20 protein-coding genes are annotated in these 23163 nt (G+C 42.4%); 9 read left to right on the top strand and 11 right to left on the bottom strand.

The features are described from left to right. Positions 1-14 precede the first annotated feature (14 nt). The gene (locus LK416_01735) at positions 15-941 is read right to left on the bottom strand and encodes a LysR family transcriptional regulator (GenBank protein ID UEA74927.1); all 927 of its coding nucleotides are present in this window, start codon (positions 939-941) and stop codon (positions 15-17) included. Between the two features lie 522 nt (positions 942-1463). On the opposite strand from LK416_01735, the gene LK416_01730 reads away from it, so the two are divergent. Then, positions 1464-4079 carry a cation-translocating P-type ATPase gene (locus tag LK416_01730; protein ID UEA74926.1) on the top strand — a complete coding sequence of 872 codons (2616 nt, stop codon included), beginning with the start codon at positions 1464-1466 and terminating at the stop codon, positions 4077-4079. 87 nt (positions 4080-4166) lie between these two features. Here the strand turns inward: LK416_01730 and LK416_01725 are convergent, their stop codons facing one another. Next, positions 4167-4628, bottom strand: a complete 462-nt coding sequence (locus tag LK416_01725) for an 8-oxo-dGTP diphosphatase (GenBank protein UEA75851.1) — start codon at positions 4626-4628, stop codon at positions 4167-4169. A gap of 250 nt (positions 4629-4878) precedes the next feature. On the opposite strand from LK416_01725, the gene LK416_01720 reads away from it, so the two are divergent. After that, positions 4879-5325 carry a GatB/YqeY domain-containing protein gene (locus LK416_01720; protein ID UEA74925.1) on the top strand — a complete coding sequence of 149 codons (447 nt, stop codon included), beginning with the start codon at positions 4879-4881 and terminating at the stop codon, positions 5323-5325. 203 nt (positions 5326-5528) lie between these two features. Here LK416_01720 and LK416_01715 read toward each other — a convergent pair whose 3' ends face one another. Together LK416_01715 and LK416_01710 are read right to left on the bottom strand one after the other, a co-directional pair. Beyond that, the gene (locus LK416_01715; protein ID UEA74924.1) at positions 5529-7676 is read right to left on the bottom strand and encodes an EAL domain-containing protein; all 2148 of its coding nucleotides are present in this window, start codon (positions 7674-7676) and stop codon (positions 5529-5531) included. Positions 7677-7688: 12 nt separating this feature from the next. Beyond that, positions 7689-9347 (bottom strand): polysaccharide biosynthesis protein, encoded by a 1659-nt coding sequence (locus tag LK416_01710; GenBank protein UEA74923.1) that lies wholly within the window; start codon positions 9345-9347, stop codon positions 7689-7691. Positions 9348-9545: 198 nt separating this feature from the next. Between LK416_01710 and LK416_01705 the strand changes: the two genes are divergently transcribed. Next, positions 9546-9731, top strand: a complete 186-nt coding sequence (locus tag LK416_01705; GenBank protein UEA74922.1) for a DUF4250 domain-containing protein — start codon at positions 9546-9548, stop codon at positions 9729-9731. A 168-nt stretch (positions 9732-9899) separates the two neighbouring features. On the opposite strand, the gene LK416_01700 is transcribed toward LK416_01705, so the two are convergent. Beyond that, positions 9900-11387, bottom strand: coding sequence for an AI-2E family transporter (locus LK416_01700; protein UEA74921.1), 1488 nt, complete (start codon positions 11385-11387; stop codon positions 9900-9902). A gap of 342 nt (positions 11388-11729) precedes the next feature. On the opposite strand from LK416_01700, the gene LK416_01695 reads away from it, so the two are divergent. Together LK416_01695 and LK416_01690 are read left to right on the top strand one after the other, a co-directional pair. Next, the gene (locus LK416_01695; GenBank protein UEA74920.1) at positions 11730-12179 is read left to right on the top strand and encodes an NfeD family protein; all 450 of its coding nucleotides are present in this window, start codon (positions 11730-11732) and stop codon (positions 12177-12179) included. A 54-nt stretch (positions 12180-12233) separates the two neighbouring features. Then, entirely contained in the window at positions 12234-13169 is a 936-nt protein-coding gene (locus tag LK416_01690; protein ID UEA74919.1) for a paraslipin, read from the top strand. 110 nt (positions 13170-13279) lie between these two features. On the opposite strand, the gene LK416_01685 is transcribed toward LK416_01690, so the two are convergent. The 3 genes from LK416_01685 to LK416_01675 all read right to left on the bottom strand — a co-directional run bounded on the left by LK416_01685 (position 13280) and on the right by LK416_01675 (position 17865). Further along, entirely contained in the window at positions 13280-14122 is an 843-nt protein-coding gene (locus LK416_01685; GenBank protein UEA74918.1) for a deoxyribonuclease IV, read from the bottom strand. A gap of 149 nt (positions 14123-14271) precedes the next feature. Beyond that, on the bottom strand, positions 14272-16563 hold the full coding sequence (locus LK416_01680; protein UEA74917.1) for a hydratase: 2292 nt from the start codon (positions 16561-16563) through the stop codon (positions 14272-14274). Between the two features lie 120 nt (positions 16564-16683). Then, complete coding sequence (locus LK416_01675) at positions 16684-17865, bottom strand: hypothetical protein (protein ID UEA74916.1); 1182 nt, start codon at positions 17863-17865, stop codon at positions 16684-16686. A gap of 292 nt (positions 17866-18157) precedes the next feature. Here LK416_01675 and LK416_01670 point away from each other — a divergent pair, with 292 nt between their 5' ends. From LK416_01670 to LK416_01655, 4 genes are read left to right on the top strand one after another with little or no spacing between them, the layout of a single operon-like run. Then, positions 18158-18733, top strand: coding sequence for a 2-oxoacid:acceptor oxidoreductase family protein (locus LK416_01670; protein ID UEA74915.1), 576 nt, complete (start codon positions 18158-18160; stop codon positions 18731-18733). Then, a complete protein-coding gene (locus LK416_01665; protein UEA74914.1) occupies positions 18733-19035 on the top strand; it encodes a 4Fe-4S binding protein in 303 nt (100 codons plus the stop codon). The genes LK416_01670 and LK416_01665 overlap by 1 nt, the downstream gene beginning before the upstream one ends. Continuing rightward, on the top strand, positions 19036-20217 hold the full coding sequence (porA, locus tag LK416_01660; protein ID UEA74913.1) for a pyruvate ferredoxin oxidoreductase: 1182 nt from the start codon (positions 19036-19038) through the stop codon (positions 20215-20217). Between the two features lie 14 nt (positions 20218-20231). Further along, positions 20232-21167: a thiamine pyrophosphate-dependent enzyme gene (locus LK416_01655; GenBank protein ID UEA74912.1), complete on the top strand. Its 936-nt coding sequence runs from the start codon at positions 20232-20234 to the stop codon at positions 21165-21167. 270 nt (positions 21168-21437) lie between these two features. Here LK416_01655 and pnuC read toward each other — a convergent pair whose 3' ends face one another. The 3 genes from pnuC to LK416_01640 form a co-directional block, all read right to left on the bottom strand. Beyond that, complete coding sequence (gene pnuC / locus LK416_01650; protein UEA74911.1) at positions 21438-22118, bottom strand: nicotinamide riboside transporter PnuC; 681 nt, start codon at positions 22116-22118, stop codon at positions 21438-21440. A gap of 143 nt (positions 22119-22261) precedes the next feature. Beyond that, positions 22262-22462: a cold-shock protein gene (locus LK416_01645; GenBank protein UEA74910.1), complete on the bottom strand. Its 201-nt coding sequence runs from the start codon at positions 22460-22462 to the stop codon at positions 22262-22264. 135 nt (positions 22463-22597) lie between these two features. Next, on the bottom strand, positions 22598-23146 hold the full coding sequence (locus tag LK416_01640; GenBank protein UEA74909.1) for an N-acetyltransferase family protein: 549 nt from the start codon (positions 23144-23146) through the stop codon (positions 22598-22600). Between the last annotated feature and the right edge of the window lie 17 nt (positions 23147-23163).

Below are 23163 nucleotides of genomic sequence, written 5' to 3'. Positions count from 1 at the left end.
AAACGGCTGAGCATTTACTCAGCCGTCTTCTTTACATTTTCCTGTGTTCCGTATTGGGTCAGTATCTCGATATAGCGTCTGCCAAGGGTACTCAGCCGCATGCCTTTTCGTTTGATATAGCCGATCGTCATTTTCTCCTCCGTGTCAAGCGGAATTGCGCGGTAAGCACTACCGTTTAATTCTTCACAGATAATACCGGAGCACAAGGTATATCCGTTCATACCAACCATCAGATTCAGCATTGTTGCACGGTCATCTGCTTTGATGATCTGCTTGTATTCCAGAGTGCTGAATACTTCTTCTGCATAATAGAACGAATTTCGTTCGCCCTGTTCAAAGGAAAGGCAAGGATAATCTTTTAATTCTTCAAATGCGATCTTCTCTTTTCCTGCCAGCGGATGCTCGTTGCTCAGATACACGAATACATCACAGTCAAATAATTCCGTGAATTCCAGTCCGTTTTCTGAGAAGATCTTCTGCAAAGCCTTTCGGTTGAACTCATTTAAATATAAGATTCCAAGCTCACTCCGGTAGTCTCTTACAAACTCGATCACTTCATTTGTCCGTGTCTCATGCACAGCCAGTTCGAAATCATCCAGCCTGATCTCCTTTGCAAGCTCGATAAAGGCTTCTACCGCAAATGAATAGTGCTGCATGGATACACTAAATTTATTCTTTTTCTTTTCGTTATTTATGTATCGATCTTCGATCATCTGATTCAGTTCTACCATCTGTCTTGCATAGCTTAAAAACTCGTCTCCCTCCGCCGTGATCACGATACCACGATTGGTTCGGATAAATAATTCGATATTCAATTCTTCTTCCAGATCCCGTATCGTACTGGAAAGTGCCGGCTGGGATACATACAATTCTGCTGCCGCCTTATTCATGGATTTGGTATCTGCTATCTTTACAGCATAGACAAGCTGTTGTAATGTCATATCTGTGCCTCCCGATTGCTTCCTTATATGTTTTCTTTTTATACAGGTACTTTATGCTTTAATATACTATAAGACCTGTGTCCAAACAATTACGCTCATTGTACCACACCTCTTTTTTATTTTCGATATTTTCTGATCGATTTTATAAGATTCTGTCAAAGCATAGTTCTTCAAATCGAATTTTCCGGTAAAAAAATGGTTAAAACTTTCTAAAAACGGTTGACTAAGCTTTTCATACATGATAAAAATATATCATTCAAAAAGGGAGTAGTTTCATGCTGTGCATGTGCCGATTCTCGTCAGTACGCCTTAAAAGGCCGGGGATCGGATAACCGATATATACGTTAAAACGAGACTTTTTGTGCATATTTTTTGTGCACAAAAAGTCTCGTTTTTTATTATCAATTACAAAAAACAGCATGTACCAACCAAAATTTTTCCCAAAATACAAGCAGCATATTTGAAAAAACTACTGTTCATTATCTGTCTCAGGAAAAAAAGCAAAAGAAAGGACATGGTCTTATGAAAGAAATCTATCAGCTGAACAAAGAAGAATTATTCCGAACCTGCGGTAATCCGGAAGGACTTACCACTACAGATGCTAAAGAGCGACTTCAAACCTATGGTGAAAATACTCTGGTCGAGCAAAAGAAACAAAGCGTTGCTTCTGTCTTTTTTCACCAGTTTGCCGATCTGCTCGTTATCATCCTGATCGCTGCCGCGATCGTCTCTATGGCATCCGGCAACATTGAAAGTACGATTGTTATATTTGCGGTTATTATCATGAATGCGATCCTTGGTACGATCCAATATGTAAAGGCAGAAAAATCTCTTGATTCCTTAAAAGAATTATCTGCACCAAAAGCGAAAGTATTACGTGACGGAATCAAACAGGAGATTGCATCAAAAGACATCGTACCGGGAGACATCCTGCTCTTAGAAGCCGGTGATATGATCGTCGCTGATGGCCGTATCATCGAAAATTTCTCTTTACAGGTAAATGAAAGTTCTCTGACCGGAGAGTCTACAAATGTGGATAAAGACGACTCTGATATCACCGAGGATGTTGCTCTCGGTGACCGCATCAATATGGTATTCTCCGGCAGTCTTGTTACTTATGGTCGTGCAAATGTTCTCGTTACAGCAACCGGAATGCATACAGAAATGGGTAAGATAGCCACCCTTATGAATAATACAAAATCCAAAGCGACCCCACTTCAGATCAGTCTTGATAATTTCAGTAAAAAACTGGCAACAATCATTATGGTGATCAGTCTGATCGTATTCGGTCTCCGTCTGATGCAGGGCGAGAAAATACTGGATTCTCTGATGTTCGCAGTTGCCCTTGCTGTCGCTGCCATTCCAGAGGCTCTCGGTTCGATCGTTACGATCGTTCAGGCAATGGGTACCAGAAAGATGGCTGCCGATCAGGCGATCATCAAAGATCTGAAGGCGGTCGAAAGTCTGGGCTGTGTCTCTGTTATCTGTTCGGATAAAACAGGTACACTGACCCAGAACAAAATGACAGTTCAGCAGCTTTATACCTGTGATACTCTGTTAAATGCCGACCAACTGGATCTCCATATTCCGGCACATCGTTATTTTCTGTACAACTGTATCTTAAACAACGACAGCAGTATCCGGGATGGCAAGGATATCGGGGATCCGACTGAAACCTGTCTCCTTACGATGGCAAGGAAAACGAAACTATTTGATGTCGGTGTAACAGAAGAAGTTCTGCGTGATCTGATGCCACGTCTGGAAGAGATTCCATTTGACTCCGAACGGAAACTGATGAGCAGCAAATACCTATTGCACGGCGTACCTACACTTCTGACAAAAGGTGCAGTCGATGTTCTTCTTACCCGTATGGATTCAATCATCACAGAGGATGGTATCCGTCCGATTACAGAGAACGACCGCGACAGAATTCTGGAACAAAATATGCAATTTTCCAGACAAGGTTTACGGGTTCTGGCACTTGCCTATAAAGAATGTTCCGATTCGGAAGTTCTGACCGCAGCCTCTGAATATGGTTATACTTTTATCGGACTTGTATCCATGATCGATCCGCCAAGAGAAGAATCCATGGCTGCAGTTGCGGATGCTATCTCCGCCGGAATCAAACCGATCATGATAACCGGAGATCATAAAGTAACGGCAACCGCTATTGCCAGACAGATCGGTATCTTCCACGATGGTGATATGGCCGTAACCGGTCAGGAAGTCGACCGTATGACCGATGACGAACTTACAGATGTCCTTCCAAAGATCTCCGTCTATGCCAGAGTTTCACCGGAAAACAAGATCCGTATCGTTGATGCATGGCAAAAGAAAGGTCACATTGTCGCCATGACGGGTGACGGTGTAAACGATGCTCCCGCATTGAAAAAAGCAGATATCGGTGTCGCTATGGGAATCACCGGAACCGAGGTATCAAAGGATGCCTCAGCTATGATCCTTGCAGATGATAATTTTGCAACGATCATAAAAGCTGTCCTGACAGGAAGAAATGTTTACCGTAATATCATGAATGCCATCCTGTTCCTTTTGTCCGGAAACCTCGCAGCCATTCTGGTAGTTCTCTACTGCTCCATCATGGCGCTTGATACCCCATTCCAGCCGGTTCATCTGCTCTTTATCAATCTGCTGACCGATTCACTTCCGGCGCTTGCCATCGGTATGGAGCCATCCGATAAGAAATTACTTCGTAACAAACCGCGAGATCCAAAAGCAGGAATCTTCAATAAATCCTTCTCGCTCCAGCTTATTTGCTACGGTGTTCTGATCGGTATTGTTACAACCGTCGCCTTTTATCTGGGTGATTCCGTAAATGCCCTGACTGCCAGCACAATGGCATTTGCCACACTGACGCTTGCAAGATTGTTCCACGGATTTACATGCCGCAGCGAATCCTCTATTATAAAGATCGGTATCCGCTCCAACCTCTGGAGTGTCGCCGCTTTCTTCGCCGGTGTCCTGCTGCTTGGCTTTGTCCTGCTCGCACCATTTATGCATGGCTTATTCATGATTGCCGACCTGACAGTTAAAAATGTATTGAGCATTTTAGGGCTTGCATTTATCCCAACCTTTATTATCCAGATCACACGAATAATAAAAGAAGCTGTTCGTAAATAACTGCAGCGTCAAGACTTATGAAATGGTTGTATTGTGCCTGCAAAAGTCATGACTTATACAGAGTCGAATGCCGGCTGGCGTTTTCTTTTAATAAAACTCCAGTCGGTGTTCCACCAGCTCATCTCCTTCATAGACCAGCCGCAGAGTGAAGAAACGTTGTTCGTCTTCTAATAAGAGTTTCAAAAATATAGCATCTCCTGTCCAGGTCGGAAGAGATGGCACGATGCTTTTATCTACCCATTCCAGTTCTCCTTCATTGCAGGCGGTTAAGCTTCCGGTAAAGCCATCTGCTGTAAACAGACACATCAGCTCCGGCTCACAGACATCACTGATAAATGTGATCAGGCCACGGAACTGATAAGATGTCAGTGTCAGTCCTGTTTCTTCTTTTACTTCCCGAAGCAGGCAGTCTTCCGGTCCTTCTGTTTCTTCCGCATGTCCGCCGACTCCGATCCATTTATTCTTATTAATATCTTTCTCCTTCTTCGTACGATGAAGCATCAGATATTTTCCGTCTTTCTCTATATAACATAATGTTGTCATTTTCATAGTAAGTGACATAGCCTTTCATCTCCTGTTATTTGCCATATTTACCCATATGCGCTCATTATACCTTCCCCCCGGACAAATGCAACCGATAATTCAAATACAGTTGCCATATTGAAATTATCGCTTTTCCGGTGCTATAATAAGGAGCGACAGGTTGTAAACCTGTCCGATCACAATATGTGAAGCAATTACAAAACATCGACAGTTTTGCAATTACCTATATATAACTTTATACGGAGGTATGAATATAATGAGTAAAATTGATGAAGTCAGAAGCGAAATGATGGCCGCTATGAAGGCACATGATAAAGAGAGAAAGGACGCATTATCCGCACTCCTTACAGCCTTGAAAAATAAATTTATAGACAAACGTGCTGATCTGACAGAGGAAGAAGAAAATGAAGTTGTATTAAGAGAGATCAAGCTCGCAAAAGAAACAATCGATACAACACCTGCTGATCGTACCGATATTATAGATGAATGCAAGGCAAGAATCACTGTATTCGAAGAATTCGCACCAAAGATGATGGATGAAGCAGAGATCACTGCTACGATCAAAGAAGTTCTTGCAGGTCTTGGTATCGACGCTCCAACAGCCAAAGACAAAGGCAAGATCATGAAAGAGCTGATGCCTAAGGTTAAAGGCAAAGCTGACGGAAAACTGGTCAACCAGATCCTTACATCTATGATGGCATAAGCATACAAAGCCACCACACGATAACAGAAAAACTCCATGCCCGGTGTCTATATATTTTATGAAGCAGACCTATCCGGAACGTCGGTTCTTAACGAATCACCAACAGGTGATGAGTTTAGTACCGATACGTTCCGGATCGAACGAAAGTGTTCTGCGAAATAAAGATATATAGACACCGGACATGGAGTTTTTTAGTTTATGTCTCAGCTTTCATGTCCTGACCCTTTGATCCACGACATAAGTTCATCAAGTTTAATCGGCTTGCTGTAGAGATAGCCCTGGAATGCATCACAGCCAAGTTTTTTCAGTTCATCTCTCTGAGCTTCATTCTCTACATATTCAGCAATAATCTTGAATTTCAAAGATCTGCCCAGATAGACGATTGATGCAATGATATCACGATTCGTTTCATTATGAATAACGTCTCTCGTCAGAGATCCATCCAGCTTTACAATGTTAAAATACTTCGTCTGCAAATAAACCAGCGACGTATGTCCCATACCAAAATCATCGATCAGGAATCTGTGACCTTTCGCCTTCAATGCTTCAATCTTTTTCGTTATATCAATGGACGAAGAAAGTGCATCCTGCTCCGTGATCTCAAGTCCGAGCTGTACATTTGGAAACTGGTATTTCTGTACAACATTTTCGATACATGCTTCAATGCCATCCCATTCCAGAGATTCATTTGTAAGATTGACCGACATCTTGAAATCATCCGGTACGATATCCCTTACCTGTGCCAGTGCCGCACCTGCCGTATCAAAGATAAATTTCTCTAACGTACTAAGTACCTTCTTTTCCTTGGCAAGCTGTATGATCAACGGAGGATAGATAAATCCAAATTCCGGATGCTCCCAACGGATCAACGCTTCTGCACCAATGCACCTGCCATCACGGTTCACCTGTGGCTGATACACTAAGAACAATTCTTTCCGTCTGATTGCTTCAACAAGTTCATCTGCCAGGATACGGGCCATATGTCCGATCTCATCTTCACGCTTTGTATATGGTGAGATGGAATTGTTCTGCTCCTCGCGCTGCATCTCCTCCACCAGTCTTTTGACATCACGTTTCAGACGCAGTTCCCGCTGTTCTTCATACATACGAATAAATGGTTTATAAATACACACACCAATTGCCAGACACAGGATCTGCAAAACTGCTCCTGCCCAGGAACCGGTAGCCTGATACCCACTCAGAATAACAGGCGTCGTCCAATCAACTTCATGTATCACGTGCGGAACAAGTCCAAAGAACATTGCAGCATAAGTGACCAGATAATTCACCATCGGTACAAGCATAAATGGGATCAGTAGAATAGGATTCAAAATCACAGGAACTCCAAATAAGACAATTTCACTGATATTGAAGACCAAACTCGGTGCTGCCATATATGCAAGATTCCGAACACCCTTCTTTTTCGCAAACAACAGGATCGCAATCACCAGACACAAAACGGCTCCCACTCCTCCCAGAAGTACAAATACATCCTGCATTGTCTTGCTGAAAATTCCGGCTGTTATATCAGAAAAATTCTGCTTGATCACTGTGTCTAACATATTGTGTCCATGAATTCCAAAGAACCATAACGCATGTGTCAGAAAAATAATGACCACTCCTGCTCCCAGTCCATTCTGTAATGGCTTTAACAGGTAATCAAAAAAGCGTTCAACCAATTCCTGAAAACCGCTTACTCCAAATAATACCTGTAACAAAATTCGAAAAAACGCAAAAAATCCAATAATGACAACCGCCGGAGCAATTCCTTCGATTGCTTCAATATAGATACCGTCCGTATTCGTACGCTGATTTTTCACCTTGAAGAAACGACTGCTCTTCATTGTGTAATAGATCTTACCGGAAATAAGCGCAACAAACAGTGCCGTAAATGCATGCATATTGCTTAACGAATGAATGGAAAAATCATCGTACTGGATTCCGAAATACCCTACCAGAGCAGCCAGTGTGATAATTACTAAAATGATAATATTTCCTGTACCTTCATAGATTTCCTGCTTTCTCCGTTTCATAATGGCATAACTGACCGTTGTTGTTACTGCCAGAAAAACAGCAAAGAACTCATTAACACTGGCATATACGAAATTCAGAATTTCCAGTACATGTCCACCACACAATTTCGCTATAAACGTCTGATATGCAGGAATCGGTAGATTGATCAACATCGCCGCCAGGTACCCGACTACAAGAAGCGGGATCATCATGATCATACCCTGTCGGATCGCACCCAGCGCGCAGCTGCTGTCAAGCCGGTCTGCCATACGCATGATCATTTTTTTAAATTTGCTCATCTTTTGTTTTAGTGCAATAATCTGGGAGTTAATTATCACACGTTCCTTTCTCTACTCTCTCACCAGATGTAGTTTTTCTGCAAGCTTCAGGATCAGGGTTCCCTTTGGCATAGCAAGGATTTCTTCCTTCGTATATCCTCCGACTGCCAGAATAGCTGCTGCATAGAAAATAACTGCAAGCAGGATTGCCAGAACAACACTGACTGAATTCATATGGATCAGGTGGTAGAAGATCTGATAACTGCCCCATGCAACGATTCCCATAAATATCGACGCAACAGCAGGAGCAAGATAGATCTTCTTCACATCAAGCTTTGTAGACATATATTTGGATACAGATATATGGTTAAAGATACATGCCAGTAATGAATACAGGATCGTAGCCGCTACCAGACCGAACAGCTTCGCATCTGTAAATTTCAAAATAGCAGCAAGAAATACTAAATGGATCAACAATGCAAGTGTCGCATTCTTCACCGGCTCCATAACCTTTCCGATTCCCTGCAAGATACTGTTTGTAAGTGTTGATAATGAATAAAATACCACAGATATGCAGCCGGCAGTCAATGCCTTAAATACCAGCGGATCCGCGCCACGGAACAACAGCGTGATGATCGGTTCTGATAACACACCGATTCCGACAGCACATGGTATCGTCACCATCATCGTGATACTCATGGACTGATTGTATACATGATTCGTTTCCTCTTTATCACCCTTGGTAAATGCTCCCGAAATATTCGGTATCAGGGTTGTTCCAACCGCAGATGCAATTGATACCGGAAGATTGATCAGCACCATATACTGACCGGAAAAAATACCGTACAAATTTGCAGATTCAACACGATCTACATTTTTACTGTTTAAGACATTGTAGAAAATCTTCATATCTACGGTGGTCGTAATATTATACACAAATGCAGCAATAATGATTGGTGTTACGATCATTACGATCTGCCGGAATAACTTTCCATATGATTCTACATTCGACGAAACATCAGTCTCTACTGTCTCCATGATTTCTTTTCTTCTTCCTGCATATGCGATCAGAATATAAATAATTCCACAGAGAACACCTGCCCCTGTTCCCATTGCACTGCCTGCTGCACCATATTTTGCATGTTCAGAGGTTCCCGGTGCAAATGGTCTGGACATCAGATGGGCAGCCAGAACGCTGACAACTGCATTTGCAATCTGCTCTATAATCTGTGATATAGAGGTCGGAATCATCGTTTTATATGCCTGAAGATAGCCTCTGTAAATAGCAAGAAAGCCCGACAGAAATATTGTCGGTGCGAGGATCTGTAAGCTTAAAATCGCATTTGGCTGTTCCTTTACCAGAACCGGTGCAAATGCAAATGTCAGGATACCTGCCACCAACCCGGCAGATACTACATAGATAAAAGCGCATTTAAATACTCGTCTCGCATTTCTGTATTCTCCCAAGGCCAATTTCCCTGAAATGATCTTAGAAACCGCCGTCGGAATGCTGTAAGTTGCGATCATCAATATCATGGAATAGATTGCATACGCTGTACCATAATATCCGTTTCCCTCATCTCCGATAATCTGAAATAACGGCGACCGATATAAGAGACCGATCACTCGGGATAATATACCTGCACCTGCAAGTACTGCCGCCTGAAAAGCAAAATTTGTCCTCATACCGGACGGCTTCTTTATTTTCTTCTTTCCATTATCATTCTGCATGATTGTTTCTCCTGATTATTATGTAACCGACTACCAAGCGATCAGCTACCATTCTATCCGGTTGCACATATTTCCAGCGTCTGCTATACTGACATCGGAAATGGCACACGTTTCCAATACCCTATATATATACCAGTTTTTTATACTTATTACAAATAAAATATGTAAAAGATTTTTATAAAAGGAGGTTTTCCACCTATGGCTAATTCAAATATTCCAAAAGATCCTGTTATGCTCCTTAGTTTTATTAATATGAAGCTTCGCGATTTTTATCCGAGTCTGGATGAATTATGTGCAGATCTGAATCTGAATGTAAATGAAGTATCCGAAAAACTGGCATCTGCCGGCTTTAACTATGACGAAAAATTAAATCGATTTGTATGATAAGCAAGCAAGTAATTTTACTTTCATTTTATCTCATTACAAACGGAATGCCGGCAGAGCTATGACCGGGTATTTGTGTTTAAAATACCCCATAGATATCTGCCGGCTTATTCTATCACATAAAGCTACACTATATGTGCCCTGTCATTTCTGAATATGCTACGTTTCCTACATCTGATCATCTTTGTCGTCATCACTGCTCTTCTTTTCAGCTCCATGCTCCGTTGCTGCCAACTGATCATCTGCTTTCTCCGCATGCATCACTTTCTCAATCTGCTGATATAACCTCTTCGCATGTCGCTTCGCCTCACGTTCTGCCTTTGCAGCTGCTTTTTCCTCCGGAGTTTTTTTATGAAAACGGATATCCTCCTCTTCCTCTGTCAGATAGATTGGCTTTCCGGTTTCTTCATCGATCCGTTTGATTCGCTCAAATTCCGAGGACACCGATACCATATGCTTCTTTTCCAGCTTGTCGGTACATGTCTTATTGATATACATGTAGATACATGCAAATACCGGAACACCCAGCAGCATTCCGTAGAATCCGAAGATACCACCACCTACGATAACCGCGGTCAGAACCCAGAAGCTGGAAAGTCCCGTTACATCACCAAGGATCTTTGGTCCTAAAATATTTCCATCAAACTGCTGAATACACAGGATCATGATAAGCAATATGATACTCTTGATCGGATCTGCGATCAGAACAATAAACACACATGGGATCGCACCGATGATCGGACCAAAAAACGGAATTACATTTGTCACACCAATGATAACACTGATCAGCAATGCATATGGCATATCTACGATCGTTGTCAAAATAAATGTTATAATCCCGATTATGATCGAATCCACGATCTTACCATTGATAAACTGACTGAATATCTTATTTACACTTGCAAGTCCATCCAGAATGATATTCGCGTTTTTCAGTTTAAACAGTGCATAGACGATTTTCTTGCCTCTGGAAGCCAAATATTCCTTATTCGCCATCACATAGATAGATGCTACAATACCGATCAGGAAATTATAAATGAACTTCAATCCGCCCACAACACCGGAGCTGATATTCAATACAATCTTATCCAGATTCGGAACAACATCTGTATTTACCCATTTCTGTAAGCGGTCATATACAGTGTTTACGACATTCATTACCATTTCTTCGGATTCGCCAAGGTTCTTGAATTTATCATAAATGGTATTGATCGCCTTCATGATATTATTATAGTAATTATCCATATTGGATATAAGAAGATTGATACTGTCGATGACCTGTGGCACTACCATCCAGATCAAACCCGTGAGCAGACCAAGGAACAAAATGATCGTTATAATGATCGATATGGCTCTTGATACATGAAACAGTTTTTTCTTGTCTTTGATCACCCGATCCTGCAAGATCGTATGACACAGACGATCAAAAAAGATAAGCACCGGATTCAACAAAAAAGCGATCACAAAACCAATTATAATCGGTGCTGCCGCCCCGGTTATCGTATCCAATACCTTCCGAAAGCCTGTCCACTCCTCCAATATCTTATTAAATACAAGCGCTGCTGCAATTACCAGAAATATGATCGTTCCCGCCTTAAACAGCCGTCTTTTTCTTTCATTTCCCAATTTTGTCTGATAACCTTTCCCTTTCCACATTCAAAACCCAATATCAGATATGTCGTTTCATTCCATTCCTATAACAACACATCAATGGATTTATTCTTACATATAATTATAAACAACCTGAAAAAATTATATACTGTTTCAAAAAGTCAGGCAATAGAATTTCCCATTTTTAATAGATTTTAAATAGATTTAACCATGACTTTACCAAATCCAAAATCGTTCAAAAAATGAACCTTAAATAACCCTATATTTTTGAAAAAAGCATTGTCGACACTTTAGTTACATAGTAAAATAGTGACATGTTTAAGGGTTCTTAACAAACCACAAAACATATTTTACCTAAGACCGGGGAGGCATAAAGGAGGTGTTCTTATGGAAAATGAATTAATCTGTCAATTAATTATCTGGTCCGTTATCTTTATGGTCTGTATAATTATCGAAATCATTACTCTCGGACTTACAACCATCTGGTTCGCGGGAGGAGCTTTGGTATCTGCGATCTCTGTATTCTTTGGTACATCACTGATCATCCAGATATTGATCTTTGCAGTTATTTCATTAGTTCTTCTGTTTACTACAAGGCCTGTGGCTTTAAAACATTTCAAATTATCCGATATGGAAAAAACAAATGTTGAAAGTCTGGTCGGCAAACAGGTGATCGTATCTGAAACCATTGATAATCTAAAGGCTACCGGGCAGGTAAAAGTAAATGGTCTCGAATGGACCGCACGTGCTGCTGATGAAACTGATATTATTCCCCAGGGAACCGAAGTCACGATCAATGAGGTTTCCGGCGTAAAACTTATTGTCAGCAGAATATAATTTATTTAATTTGACAGATACTATATCTGTCGCCACTTAAAGGAGGTACTTATTATGGATTCACCACTCACATGGCTAGTAATTATCTTAGTATTCATTGCTATCATTATTATCTGCAGCACAATCAAGATCGTCCCACAGGCACACGCTTACGTTATCGAACGTCTGGGAACCTACTGCGGTACATGGTCCGTAGGTCTTCATATGAAGATGCCTATTATCGATAAGATCGCACGTCGTGTTACCTTAAAGGAACAGGTTGTAGACTTCGCTCCACAGCCGGTTATCACGAAAGATAACGTTACAATGAGAATCGATACTGTCGTTTTCTTCCAGATCACAGATCCAAAGCTTTTCTGCTATGGTGTTGAAAATCCGATCATGGCAATCGAAAACCTGACAGCCACTACTCTCCGTAACATCATCGGTGATCTCGAACTTGACCAGACACTGACATCCAGAGAGACGATCAACACAAAGATGCGTGCTACCCTGGACGAAGCAACTGATCCTTGGGGCATCAAGGTAAACCGTGTTGAGCTAAAGAATATTATCCCACCTGCAGCGATTCAGGATGCCATGGAAAAACAGATGAAGGCAGAACGTGAAAGACGTGAACAGATCCTGAAAGCAGAAGGTGAAAAGAAATCCGCAATCCTTATTGCAGAAGGTAACAAACAGTCCGTTATCCTGGAAGCAGAAGCTGAGAAGCAGTCACAGATTCTTCGCGCAGAAGCTAAGAAGGAAGCAACGATCCGTGAAGCTGAAGGTCAGGCACAGGCTATCCTCGCTGTACAGCAGGCAAATGCAGACAGTATCCGTCTCTTAAATGAATCTGCTCCATCTAATCAGGTTCTTACGATCAAGAGTCTGGAAGCTTTCGCAAAGGCTGCCGACGGCAAGTCAACCAAGATCATTATTCCATCTGATATTCAGGGTGTTGCAGGACTTGCAACTTCATTATCGGAATTAGTGAAAACAGAGAAATAAGATTGAACTGATTCATTGGTAATATTAAAAACTGCCACTGTCAGAATGAAGCCGTTATTGGGTAACCATTCTGATAGTGGCAGTTTTTATTTTATCTGTTATCCTTACAATTACTCCATGCTTTCATCCGCCCAGCTCTTTATCATTGCTATCTCTCTTGCATATCCTGCATCATCATTTGGTGTCTCTAAGATAAATGGTCTGCCTGCAAGCAATGGATGCGTTACGATCCGTTTTAATGCTTCTGCTCCGATCTCACCCTCTCCAATCTTCTGATGTCGGTCTTTGTGTGAATCTCTCACATTCATGCTGTCATTTAGATGAACAGCCTTTAAGCGGTCAAGTCCGATGATCTGATCAAACGTGTGAAGTACACCATCCAGATCTTCCACAAGATCATAGCCACCATCCCATGTATGACAGGTATCAAAGCATACCCCGATCTTATCCTCGCAGTCAACCAGCTCTATGATACGTTCCAGTTCTTCAAAATTTCTTCCGACTTCCGAGCCTTTGCCTGCCATTGTTTCCAGTAATACGACTGTACTCTGATCCGGTTTGATCGCATGATTTAATGCATCGGCAATTACCGGTATGGCTTCTTCTGCTCCCTGACCAACATGTGCGCCCGGATGGAAATTATAATAATTTCCCGGAAGATACTCCATCCGCTCCATATCATCCTTTAAGATATTACATGAGAACTCCCGAATATCCGGTTTTGCTGCACAGACGTTCATTGTATATGGTGCATGTGCGACCAGTTTTCCGAAATGATGCTCCTCCATCAGGGAACGTAACCGTTTCGCATCTGCCGGATCGATCTCTTTCGCCTTTCCGCCCCTTGGATTTCTTGTGAAAAATGCAAATGTATTTGCACCAAGTTTTAATGCCGCCTTTCCCATAGCCTCAAAGCCTTTGGAGGACGACAGATGATTTCCTATATATATCATGTTGTTTCTCTCCTTCTTATAATATAAATATGGCTATGTCATAAGACATAGCCATATTTGTGAAACCACCAGCAGCGGTTTCAACGCTTTTACAACTTCCACTTATAGGTAGGACTCACCTTGTAAGGAAATTATTATATTAGAATACCTTAGTTGTTCTTATAGTAGTTGATCAGGCAGCCATCCATGATGATCTGTCTCTCATCATCGGTCAGGCTTCCAAGCTTCAGGTCTAATTCCTTGAAGTCTTTATTTACCACATATGCCTTGATGATCTCGTCCTTATTCTGAACAGCCTCACGGATACCCGGAATAAATACATAATCATCATTATCAAATGCGAAATCTTCCTCCATGATGAATGGAAGCATACCCCAGTTGATCAGGTTGGATCTGTAACGCTTTGTTGCATATTCCTTGGCAATGTTTGCCCAGCCGCCAAGTACCTTCTGGCAGGAAGCAGCCTGCTCTCTGGCAGAACCATCACCCGGCTTTACAGCAAAGATCGTACTACCGTAACCGGTATTGGAACCTGTGATCTCACGATCTGCAAATTTTGCTTTGATCTCTTTCATCATAGGCTTCATGGATTCATCTGCTTTGCAGAAGCATCCAAGTTCTTCTCTCTTCTTCTCAACTGCCTGAATTGCCTTTGCACGGCCTACATATTCAGGATCCTTTCTGGATAAAGTGAACTCAGCAAGTCCAAGCGGATTTGAACGGTAGGAAGATGTCTCACCGGATGGAATAAGTTCATCTGTAGTTGTTACAGGATCGTTAATAACAGATGCAACCTTTAATAACAGGTTGTCTGTCAGTGCGATCATCTCAGGCCAGTCCTTGATATTCGGACCAAACTTGATCTCAACAGATGGATCAGCCTTGCCGACACCATTGTAAACTCGTCTGTCATAAATGGTCTTATCGAAGAAATATTTCTGTCCCTTGTATTCAACATCCAGATCTGTAGCTGCTGTAAGGTATCCCTTATTTGCTGCTGTAGCTGCGATCGAACGTGCATCCATAAGTGCAACGGATGAGATCTGACCATTCTGGATCTTGGAGCCTTCACGGTTCGGGAAGTTTCTGGTTGAATGACGGATTGATAATGCATTATTTGCAGGTGTATCTCCGGCACCAAAGCAAGGGCCGCAGAATGCTGTCTTAACGATCGTACCTGTCTCGATCAGGTCAGCCAGTACACCGTTCTTTGCAAGCTCCATATAGATAGGAGTTGATGCAGGGTATACAGATAATGTAAATTCATCTGCACCGATGCTTCTTCCACGGATGATATCCGCTGCCTGACAGATGTTCTCGAATCCACCACCGGCACATCCGGCAATGATTCCCTGTTCTACATATAACTTGCCATCACGGACTTTATCCTTTAATGTGAAGTCAACCTTACCGTCCAGACTAACCAATGCGCGCTTCTCGCAGTCGTCTAAGATATCCATCAGGTTTGCATTTAATTCTTCAATTGTATATGTATTGCTTGGATGGAATGGCATAGCGATCATTGGTTTTACCTTTGACAGATCCACATATACAACACCATCATAGTAAGCAACAGAACCCGGATTCATTTCCTTATATGCTTCCGGTCTGTAGTGTGTATCATACCACTCCTTGATCTTCTCATCTGTCTTCCAGATAGAGGACAGACAGGTTGTCTCGGTTGTCATTACATCGATACCGATACGGAAATCAGCAGATAATTTATCAACACCAGGTCCTACAAATTCCATTACCTTATTCTTAACATAACCGCACTGGAAAGTTGCACCGATAATCGCAAGAGCAACGTCCTGAGGACCTACTCCCTTTGCAACTTCTCCGTCCAGATAGATTGCTACTACACCGGGCTTAGCTACATCGTAAGTTCTGCATAAGAGCTGCTTTGCAAGCTCTCCGCCGCCTTCGCCGATCGCCATTGTACCGAGCGCACCATAACGGGTATGACTGTCGGAACCAAGGATCATTGCGCCACATTCTGCAAGCATTTCTCTTGCGAACTGATGGATAACAGCCTGATGAGGCGGAACATAGACACCACCGAATTTCTTTGCGCAGGAAAGACCAAACATGTGGTCATCCTCATTGATCGTACCACCAACTGCACATAAGGAGTTGTGACAGTTTGTAAGGACATAAGGGATTGGGAATTCTTTCAGTCCTGAAGCTCTTGCTGTCTGGATAATACCTACAAATGTTATATCATGAGAGGTCATCTTATCGAATTTGATCTTAAGATTGTCCATATTGTCAGATGTGTTGTGCTTCTCCAGGATACCATATGCCATAGTATTCTTTGCAGCTTCTTCCTTGGATGGAGCTGTACCTAACTTCTGTGTAAGGATCGCATTTGCATCGACATTGTCTTCTACAAGCTCTGTGCCATTTAAAAGATAAGCACCATTGTCAAATAATTTAATCATTCTATTTCCTCCTAATTTGTTGGTGATTCTTTTTCTCATTTTGTCAATCGCTGTTTATTTTAACACAAATCGGCATAGTTGTGAACAACTATGCCGATGAAAGTTTTCATTATAATATTTTTAATCATCCTGCTTCAACCGGAACCCTGAATGAGCACCACTGCCTTTATTCTGTGAAGCACTTTCAGCAGAATCCGCAGTCTGAGGTTGTTCATGATTCATGGTAGTCTCATCTACATTCTCTGCCATCTGTGTTGTATATGGTGCTGTCTGATAGTCCGTGACCGCATTTTCATTCGCCGGAACGGTCGCTTCATCTGTAAATGCACCTGTAACCACCTGCATTCTCTTATGGAGTTCTTCCATTCTCTGCGCTTCCTCCTGCGCTTCCAGACGGGCTTTCTCTAACTTCTTCCGTTTCATCTTCCGGTCAAGCAGCCAGATATATAATGCAAATCCTGCCGCAATCACTCCGATGATCGACCAGATCATGATCGCATTATAATTCGGGAACATTCTATAATATTCCGCTGCCGTCTTTCCTGTCACATCCATAGAGGTTTCTGCATCGGAACCGCCATGATCATGTCCCTGCCAGTCCGCATCAGATTTAAGGAAATAATCATATCCGACATTCTGTCCACCAAGATCATCCCATGTCAGATCGATATTATACCAGTGTCCATCCACCTGAACCCGATTCCACAGATGCTCGGATTCCAGTCCAAAACCATATTCACAGGTGACCGGGACTCCGGCTTTTTTCATAATGATATAAAATGCCAGCGCATATCCGTTACATGCCGAATCGCCTCTGTACAGAGTATTACATGCGCCACCGGATGAGCGGTTATATTCATTATGTAAGATAATATAATCATGTACCGCTTTCACCTTCTCGTAATCTGACAGCCCCTTTATCTTCCCCGAAATCTGTCCGGAACGGATAAATACAAGAAAGCTTTTTAACCGGCTCATATGATTGATCTTTACCGCTACTTTTTCTCCACCTGAATCCGGCGTATATACATAAGAAAATGCATAGAATTCTCCACCTGCATACATATTCTTTTCCATCAACTTGTCAAGGACCGACTGATAATCCATATACGGTTCCCCTGTTGTCTTTAGCGTAACCGTATTCTTATACCTTGAAGCGGCTGTTGCTACTGCATCATTGATCTCTTCGTATGTTGACAGTCTTCCTGTCGATACCGGCAGCATCTTTAAAACGACACAGTAAACAATAAACAACAGAATGATTCCCTCAATTACGATCTTTACTTTTTTCCCTTTTGACATTTTTCTCTCCTCTTTTTTTACATTCTTGATACGATTCATTATACCTCATTTTTCACTATTACAAAATCCTATTACCTGCACTTTTCCGTTTTTTATTCGTTCAAATTTCTTATCTTATTTACAAAAAAATTTTTATTTACTTCTTATTTATACATGATATAATAAAAAAGTCTACGTTTTATTAAGAAATTTTTTCAATAAACCTTCTATTTGTCTGAAATCATAAGGGAAATCATTTCTATATTCATTCTGACATATCGATGCGTTTATAGTCACAAGGAGAGATTAAAAAGTGAAAGATACGATTGAGATCAGATGGCATGGCCGGGGCGGCCAGGGTGCCAAAACTGCTGCTCTGCTGCTTGCAGACGTAGCTTTTAAAACAGGAAAATACGTTCAGGGTTTTCCGGAATATGGTCCGGAGCGAATGGGTGCACCGATCACTGCTTATAACAGAATCAGCAGCGATCCGATCCGCGTTCATTCCAATATCTACACCCCACAGTATGTTGTTGTCGTTGACGAGTCCCTCTTGGAATCCGTGGATGTAACCGCCGGATTAAAAGAAGATGGTGCGATCGTCATTAACACCCCAAAGACACCGGATGAGGTTCGTCCTCATTTAAATGGCTACAAAGGAAAAGTTTATACATTAGATGCCCGGGAGATCTCGATGCAGACACTCGGCAGGAACTTCCCGAATTCTCCTATGCTTGCTGCTATCGTTGCAGTCAGCGGTATCATGGAGCAGGATGATTTCCTTGCAGATATGAGACTTTCCTATCAGCATAAATTTGCAAAGAAGCCTGAGGTTATCGATGGAAATATGAAAGCCCTTGAGCTTGCATTTAAGGAGGTAACCAAGTAATGAGAACAGATATCAGCAGAATACATGAGAAAAGTAAATATACAGAGATCACCCCCGGTAACCATGTGTACGGCGGTGGTACTTCCAAAGCATTTAACACAGGTGAATGGAGAACTGCTACTCCTGTCATAGATGAGAGCAAATGTGTACACTGTCTGTTATGTGCACCGGTCTGTCCGGACAGCTGCATCCCGGTCGTAGGCGGCAAACGTCTTGACTTCGATCTGAACCACTGCAAGGGCTGCGGTATCTGCGCTTATCAGTGTAAGTTTGGTGCTATTACGATGAAGGAGGGCAAATAAATGGGTATCAGAGAACGTTTATCAGGAAATGAAGCGGTGTCTTATGCGATCAAGCAGATCAACCCGGATGTCATGCCGGCATTCCCGATCACCCCTTCTACAGAGATTCCACAGTTTGTTTCTACATATATTTCAAATGGTGAGATCGACACAGAGTTTATTCCGGTCGAGAGTGAGCACAGTGCTATGAGTGCTGCGATCGGTGCAAGTGCTGCCGGCTGCCGTGTCTTAACAGCAACCTCATCCTGCGGTATGGCGCTGATGTGGGAGGAGCTCTATGTTGCAGCTTCCAACCGTCTGCCGATCGCACTGGCTCTTGTAAACAGAGCTTTATCCGGCCCGATCAACATCAACTGCGACCACTCAGACAGTATGGGTGCAAGAGATACCGGATGGATCCAGATCTATGCAGAGAATAATCAGGAAGCTTATGATAATTTCGTACAGGCTTACCGGATCGCAGAGCACAAGGATGTCCGTCTTCCGATCATGATCTGTCAGGATGGTTTCATCACCAGCCACGCAGTTGAGAATATCGAACTGTTAGAGGATGACAAGGTAAAAGCATTTGTCGGTGAATACAATCCGGAACAGTACCTGTTGAATCCAAAGATGCCTATGGCAGTCGGTCCATATGCAACTTCTCCATTCTATATGGAATCCAAAATGAATCAGAACGAAGCTATGAAGAATGCCAAGCAGGTGATCTTGGATGTTGCGAATGATTTTGCAAAAATCTCAGGCAGACAGTACGGCTTCTTTGAGGAATATAAATTAGAGGATGCTGATTATGCGATCGTTATGATCGGTTCCGCAGCAGGAACGACAAAAGAAGCAATCGATGCATTACGCGCACAGGGCAAGAAGGTCGGCTTATTAAAGCTCCGTGTCTTCCGTCCATTCCCAGGTGAAGAAATTGCTAAGGCGCTGGCTCATACAAAGGCAGTTGCGATCTTAGACCGTTCCGAAGGCTTCCGTGCAGGCGGCGGTCCTTTATCCGCTGAGATCAAGGAGCACCTGTATGATATCGGAGCTTCTACAAAGGCTGTCAGCTATATCTACGGTCTTGGCGGCAGAGATTATACAACAGTGGAAGCAACCGATGTATTTAACCAGTTAGAGGAAATGATCGAGCAGGGCAAGACCATTCCACAGTATCAGTATATTGGACTTAGAAAGTAAGGAGGTAAGACAAAATGGCATATAATTTTAAAGAAGTAATGAACAAGCCTGAGCGTCTTGCTCCGGGTCATAGAATGTGTGCAGGCTGCGGCGGTACGATCGCAGTTCGTAATGTACTCCGTGCCCTTCATGAGGGTGACAAAGCAGTTATCGGTAACGCTACCGGATGTCTGGAGGTTTCCACCTTCATGTATCCATATACTGCTTACGAAGACAGTTACATTCATAATGCATTTGAAAATGCAGGTGCTACCCTCTCCGGTGTAGAGACTGCTTATCATGTATTAAAGAAAAAGGGTAAATTAGATGAAACATACAAATTCATAACATTTGGCGGTGACGGCGGTACTTACGATATCGGTCTTCAGTCTTTATCCGGTGCTATGGAGCGTGGTCATGACATGGTATATGTCTGCTACGATAACGGTGCTTACATGAATACCGGTATCCAGCGTTCTTCTGCTACTCCGATGTATGCAGATACAACTACCACTCCTGTCGGTTCCCAGTCAAACGGTAAGATGCAGAACCGTAAGGATCTGGCACAGGTTATGGCAGCTCATGATATCCCTTATGTCGGTCAGACTACTCTGCTTGGCAACATGCGTGATATCTATGAGAAATCCGAAAAAGCCATCTACACACCGGGTGCTGCTTTCTTAAATGTTATGGCTCCTTGTCCTCGTGGCTGGCGTTATCCTACCGAACAGATCATGGATATCTGTAAGCTGGCGGTTGAGACCTGCTACTGGCCTTTATTTGAAGTCATCGAAGGCAAATGGATCTTAAGCTATTCTCCTAAGAAGAAGCTTCCGATCGAGGACTTCTTACGGACACAGGGTCGTTTCAAGCATTTATTCAAGCCTGAAAATGAGCATTTACTCGTTCAGTATCAGGAGGAAGTGGATCGCCGTTGGGAGGATCTGCTGTTCCGCTGTTCGAAGAACTAATCACATACGAAAACGGACGAATCCCCTCTATGGTGTGTTCTACATATTCATTCCGCAAGTCGTTTGCACTCTATTCTAACGCAACGGTGCTAAGCTCGTCGCATATAGCGACTCACTAAGAACCGGCGTTAGAAAAGGCTTGCTTCATGAATAGTAAAACACACCATAGCGGGGATTCTGTTTTTTATTAGTCGATAACTTCTTCAGCTCCACAGCTACAAACTCTCTTGTGTAAAGTAATAGTACCAACAGCCCACTTTTTTCTGCATTTTACAGCTGTATCCGTTCCCGCCTCTTCCAACTGATATAGCCATACATATCATTGATAAAGAAGATACCGAAATTCACAACGACCGGAATATAGGCAGGGTTCTCCATCGAGGCAAGCACCCATAAAATGATCAGTACAATATCATTTGCCGCATACCATACTGCATAATACGAGGAACGGAGCATCGTAAGTGCTGCTGCCAGAAAACTGGTTATGATCGATATGGTGCTGAATATAATATTCGGAGTATCGAATACAACTAAAATATAATAAAATACTGCCGTTACGATCACGCCGGATATAATAAGCCCTATGATGTGCTTCCGGTTCAGCTTCTGGATCTTTACGACATTTCCGTTTCCACCGGACGGATTTCTAAGCCATGTGATCGTAGACCAGATCGCCATCGGCATTGTCATGCCAAGGTATGTGATCATCTCGCCCCAGTAATGGAACCGATAGGAAATGATCCCATAAAGGATGCTGAATATCACCATCAGGATCTGCGCCCATACATTTCCCTTTGCTGCAAAGATCAGCGAAGTTACACCTACCAATGCTGCTACCAGAGTCAGCAGATCAAAATCGGTTGTCAGCAGGTTCGATATGCATACAATACAAATAGATCCTAACCAGATGATCCATTCCTTTTTTGTTAATTCTTTCATTGGATTGTTCATGTTTTCTTTCTCCTGTGCCGCTATTCTAATATATAATCATGATTTCCGCAAGAAGCCGCAAAAAAATACCCCATGACGATCATCGGTTCTCAAAATTCTGAGTACCAATAATCTGTCATGAGGTATCTTCATTATGTATCAGCTTACAGCTTTGTTACATTTGCAGCCTGAGGTCCTTTTTCTCCCTCAATTACTTCGAACTCAACTTTGTCGCCTTCCTCCAATACTTTGAAACCAGACATATTTAAAGCTGAGAAATGTACAAAAATGTCATCACCATTCTCATCGCTGATAAATCCATATCCTTTTTTTGCATTAAACCATTTTACTGTACCTGTTTTCATTTGAATTTCCTCCTAAAACTTAATACCTGGAAAACTAAAGAGGCACAGAGCTTCTCGCTCTGTGCCTCTTTGCACTTCTCCTATATTATATTGCTTGGATTATCTTTTTGCAAGTGTTTTTTATAAATTTCTTTTTCATTGACCAAATCTTACATCCGGCATATCCTTCTCGTGCTCGCCGATCATCTTCTCCATCCAGATCATATCGTACCATTCACAAAACTTATAGCCGCTGTTATGAAAACGCCCAACCAGCGTAAAGCCCATTTTTTTATGGAATCTGTAACTGTCATCCGTCAGATGTCCGCTCTCTGCTGCCGGACTTGCGATACAGGCATTCATGTTCAGGATTCCCATTTCCTTCAGTAGTTTTTCCAGATTCTCATATAGGGCTTTGCCAAGCCCCAACTGCCTGCAGTCTTTTCGGATATATATCGTTGTTTCCACTGACCAGTCATATGCCTTTCTGTCTTTGAAACCTGCTGCATATGCATAGCCTGCGATCTTCCCATCCACGACTGCCTTTATGTATGGATACTTTGCTGAGATCTGCTCGATCCTGTTCCTGAATTCATCTACAGACGGTACTTCATATTCAAATGATATTGCTGTTTCTTCTACATAGGGTGCATAAATGGCGAGAAGCTCCTCCGCATCCGCTGTACTTACTTTTTCTATCTTCATGTCTTCTCCTTATGCCT

The organism is Lachnospiraceae bacterium GAM79, assembly GCA_020735665.1.
Taxonomy (GTDB): Bacteria; Bacillota; Clostridia; order Lachnospirales; family Lachnospiraceae; genus Coprococcus.
Note: the sequence above shows the minus strand (reverse complement) of the source record. Positions and strands in the feature narration are given on the sequence as shown.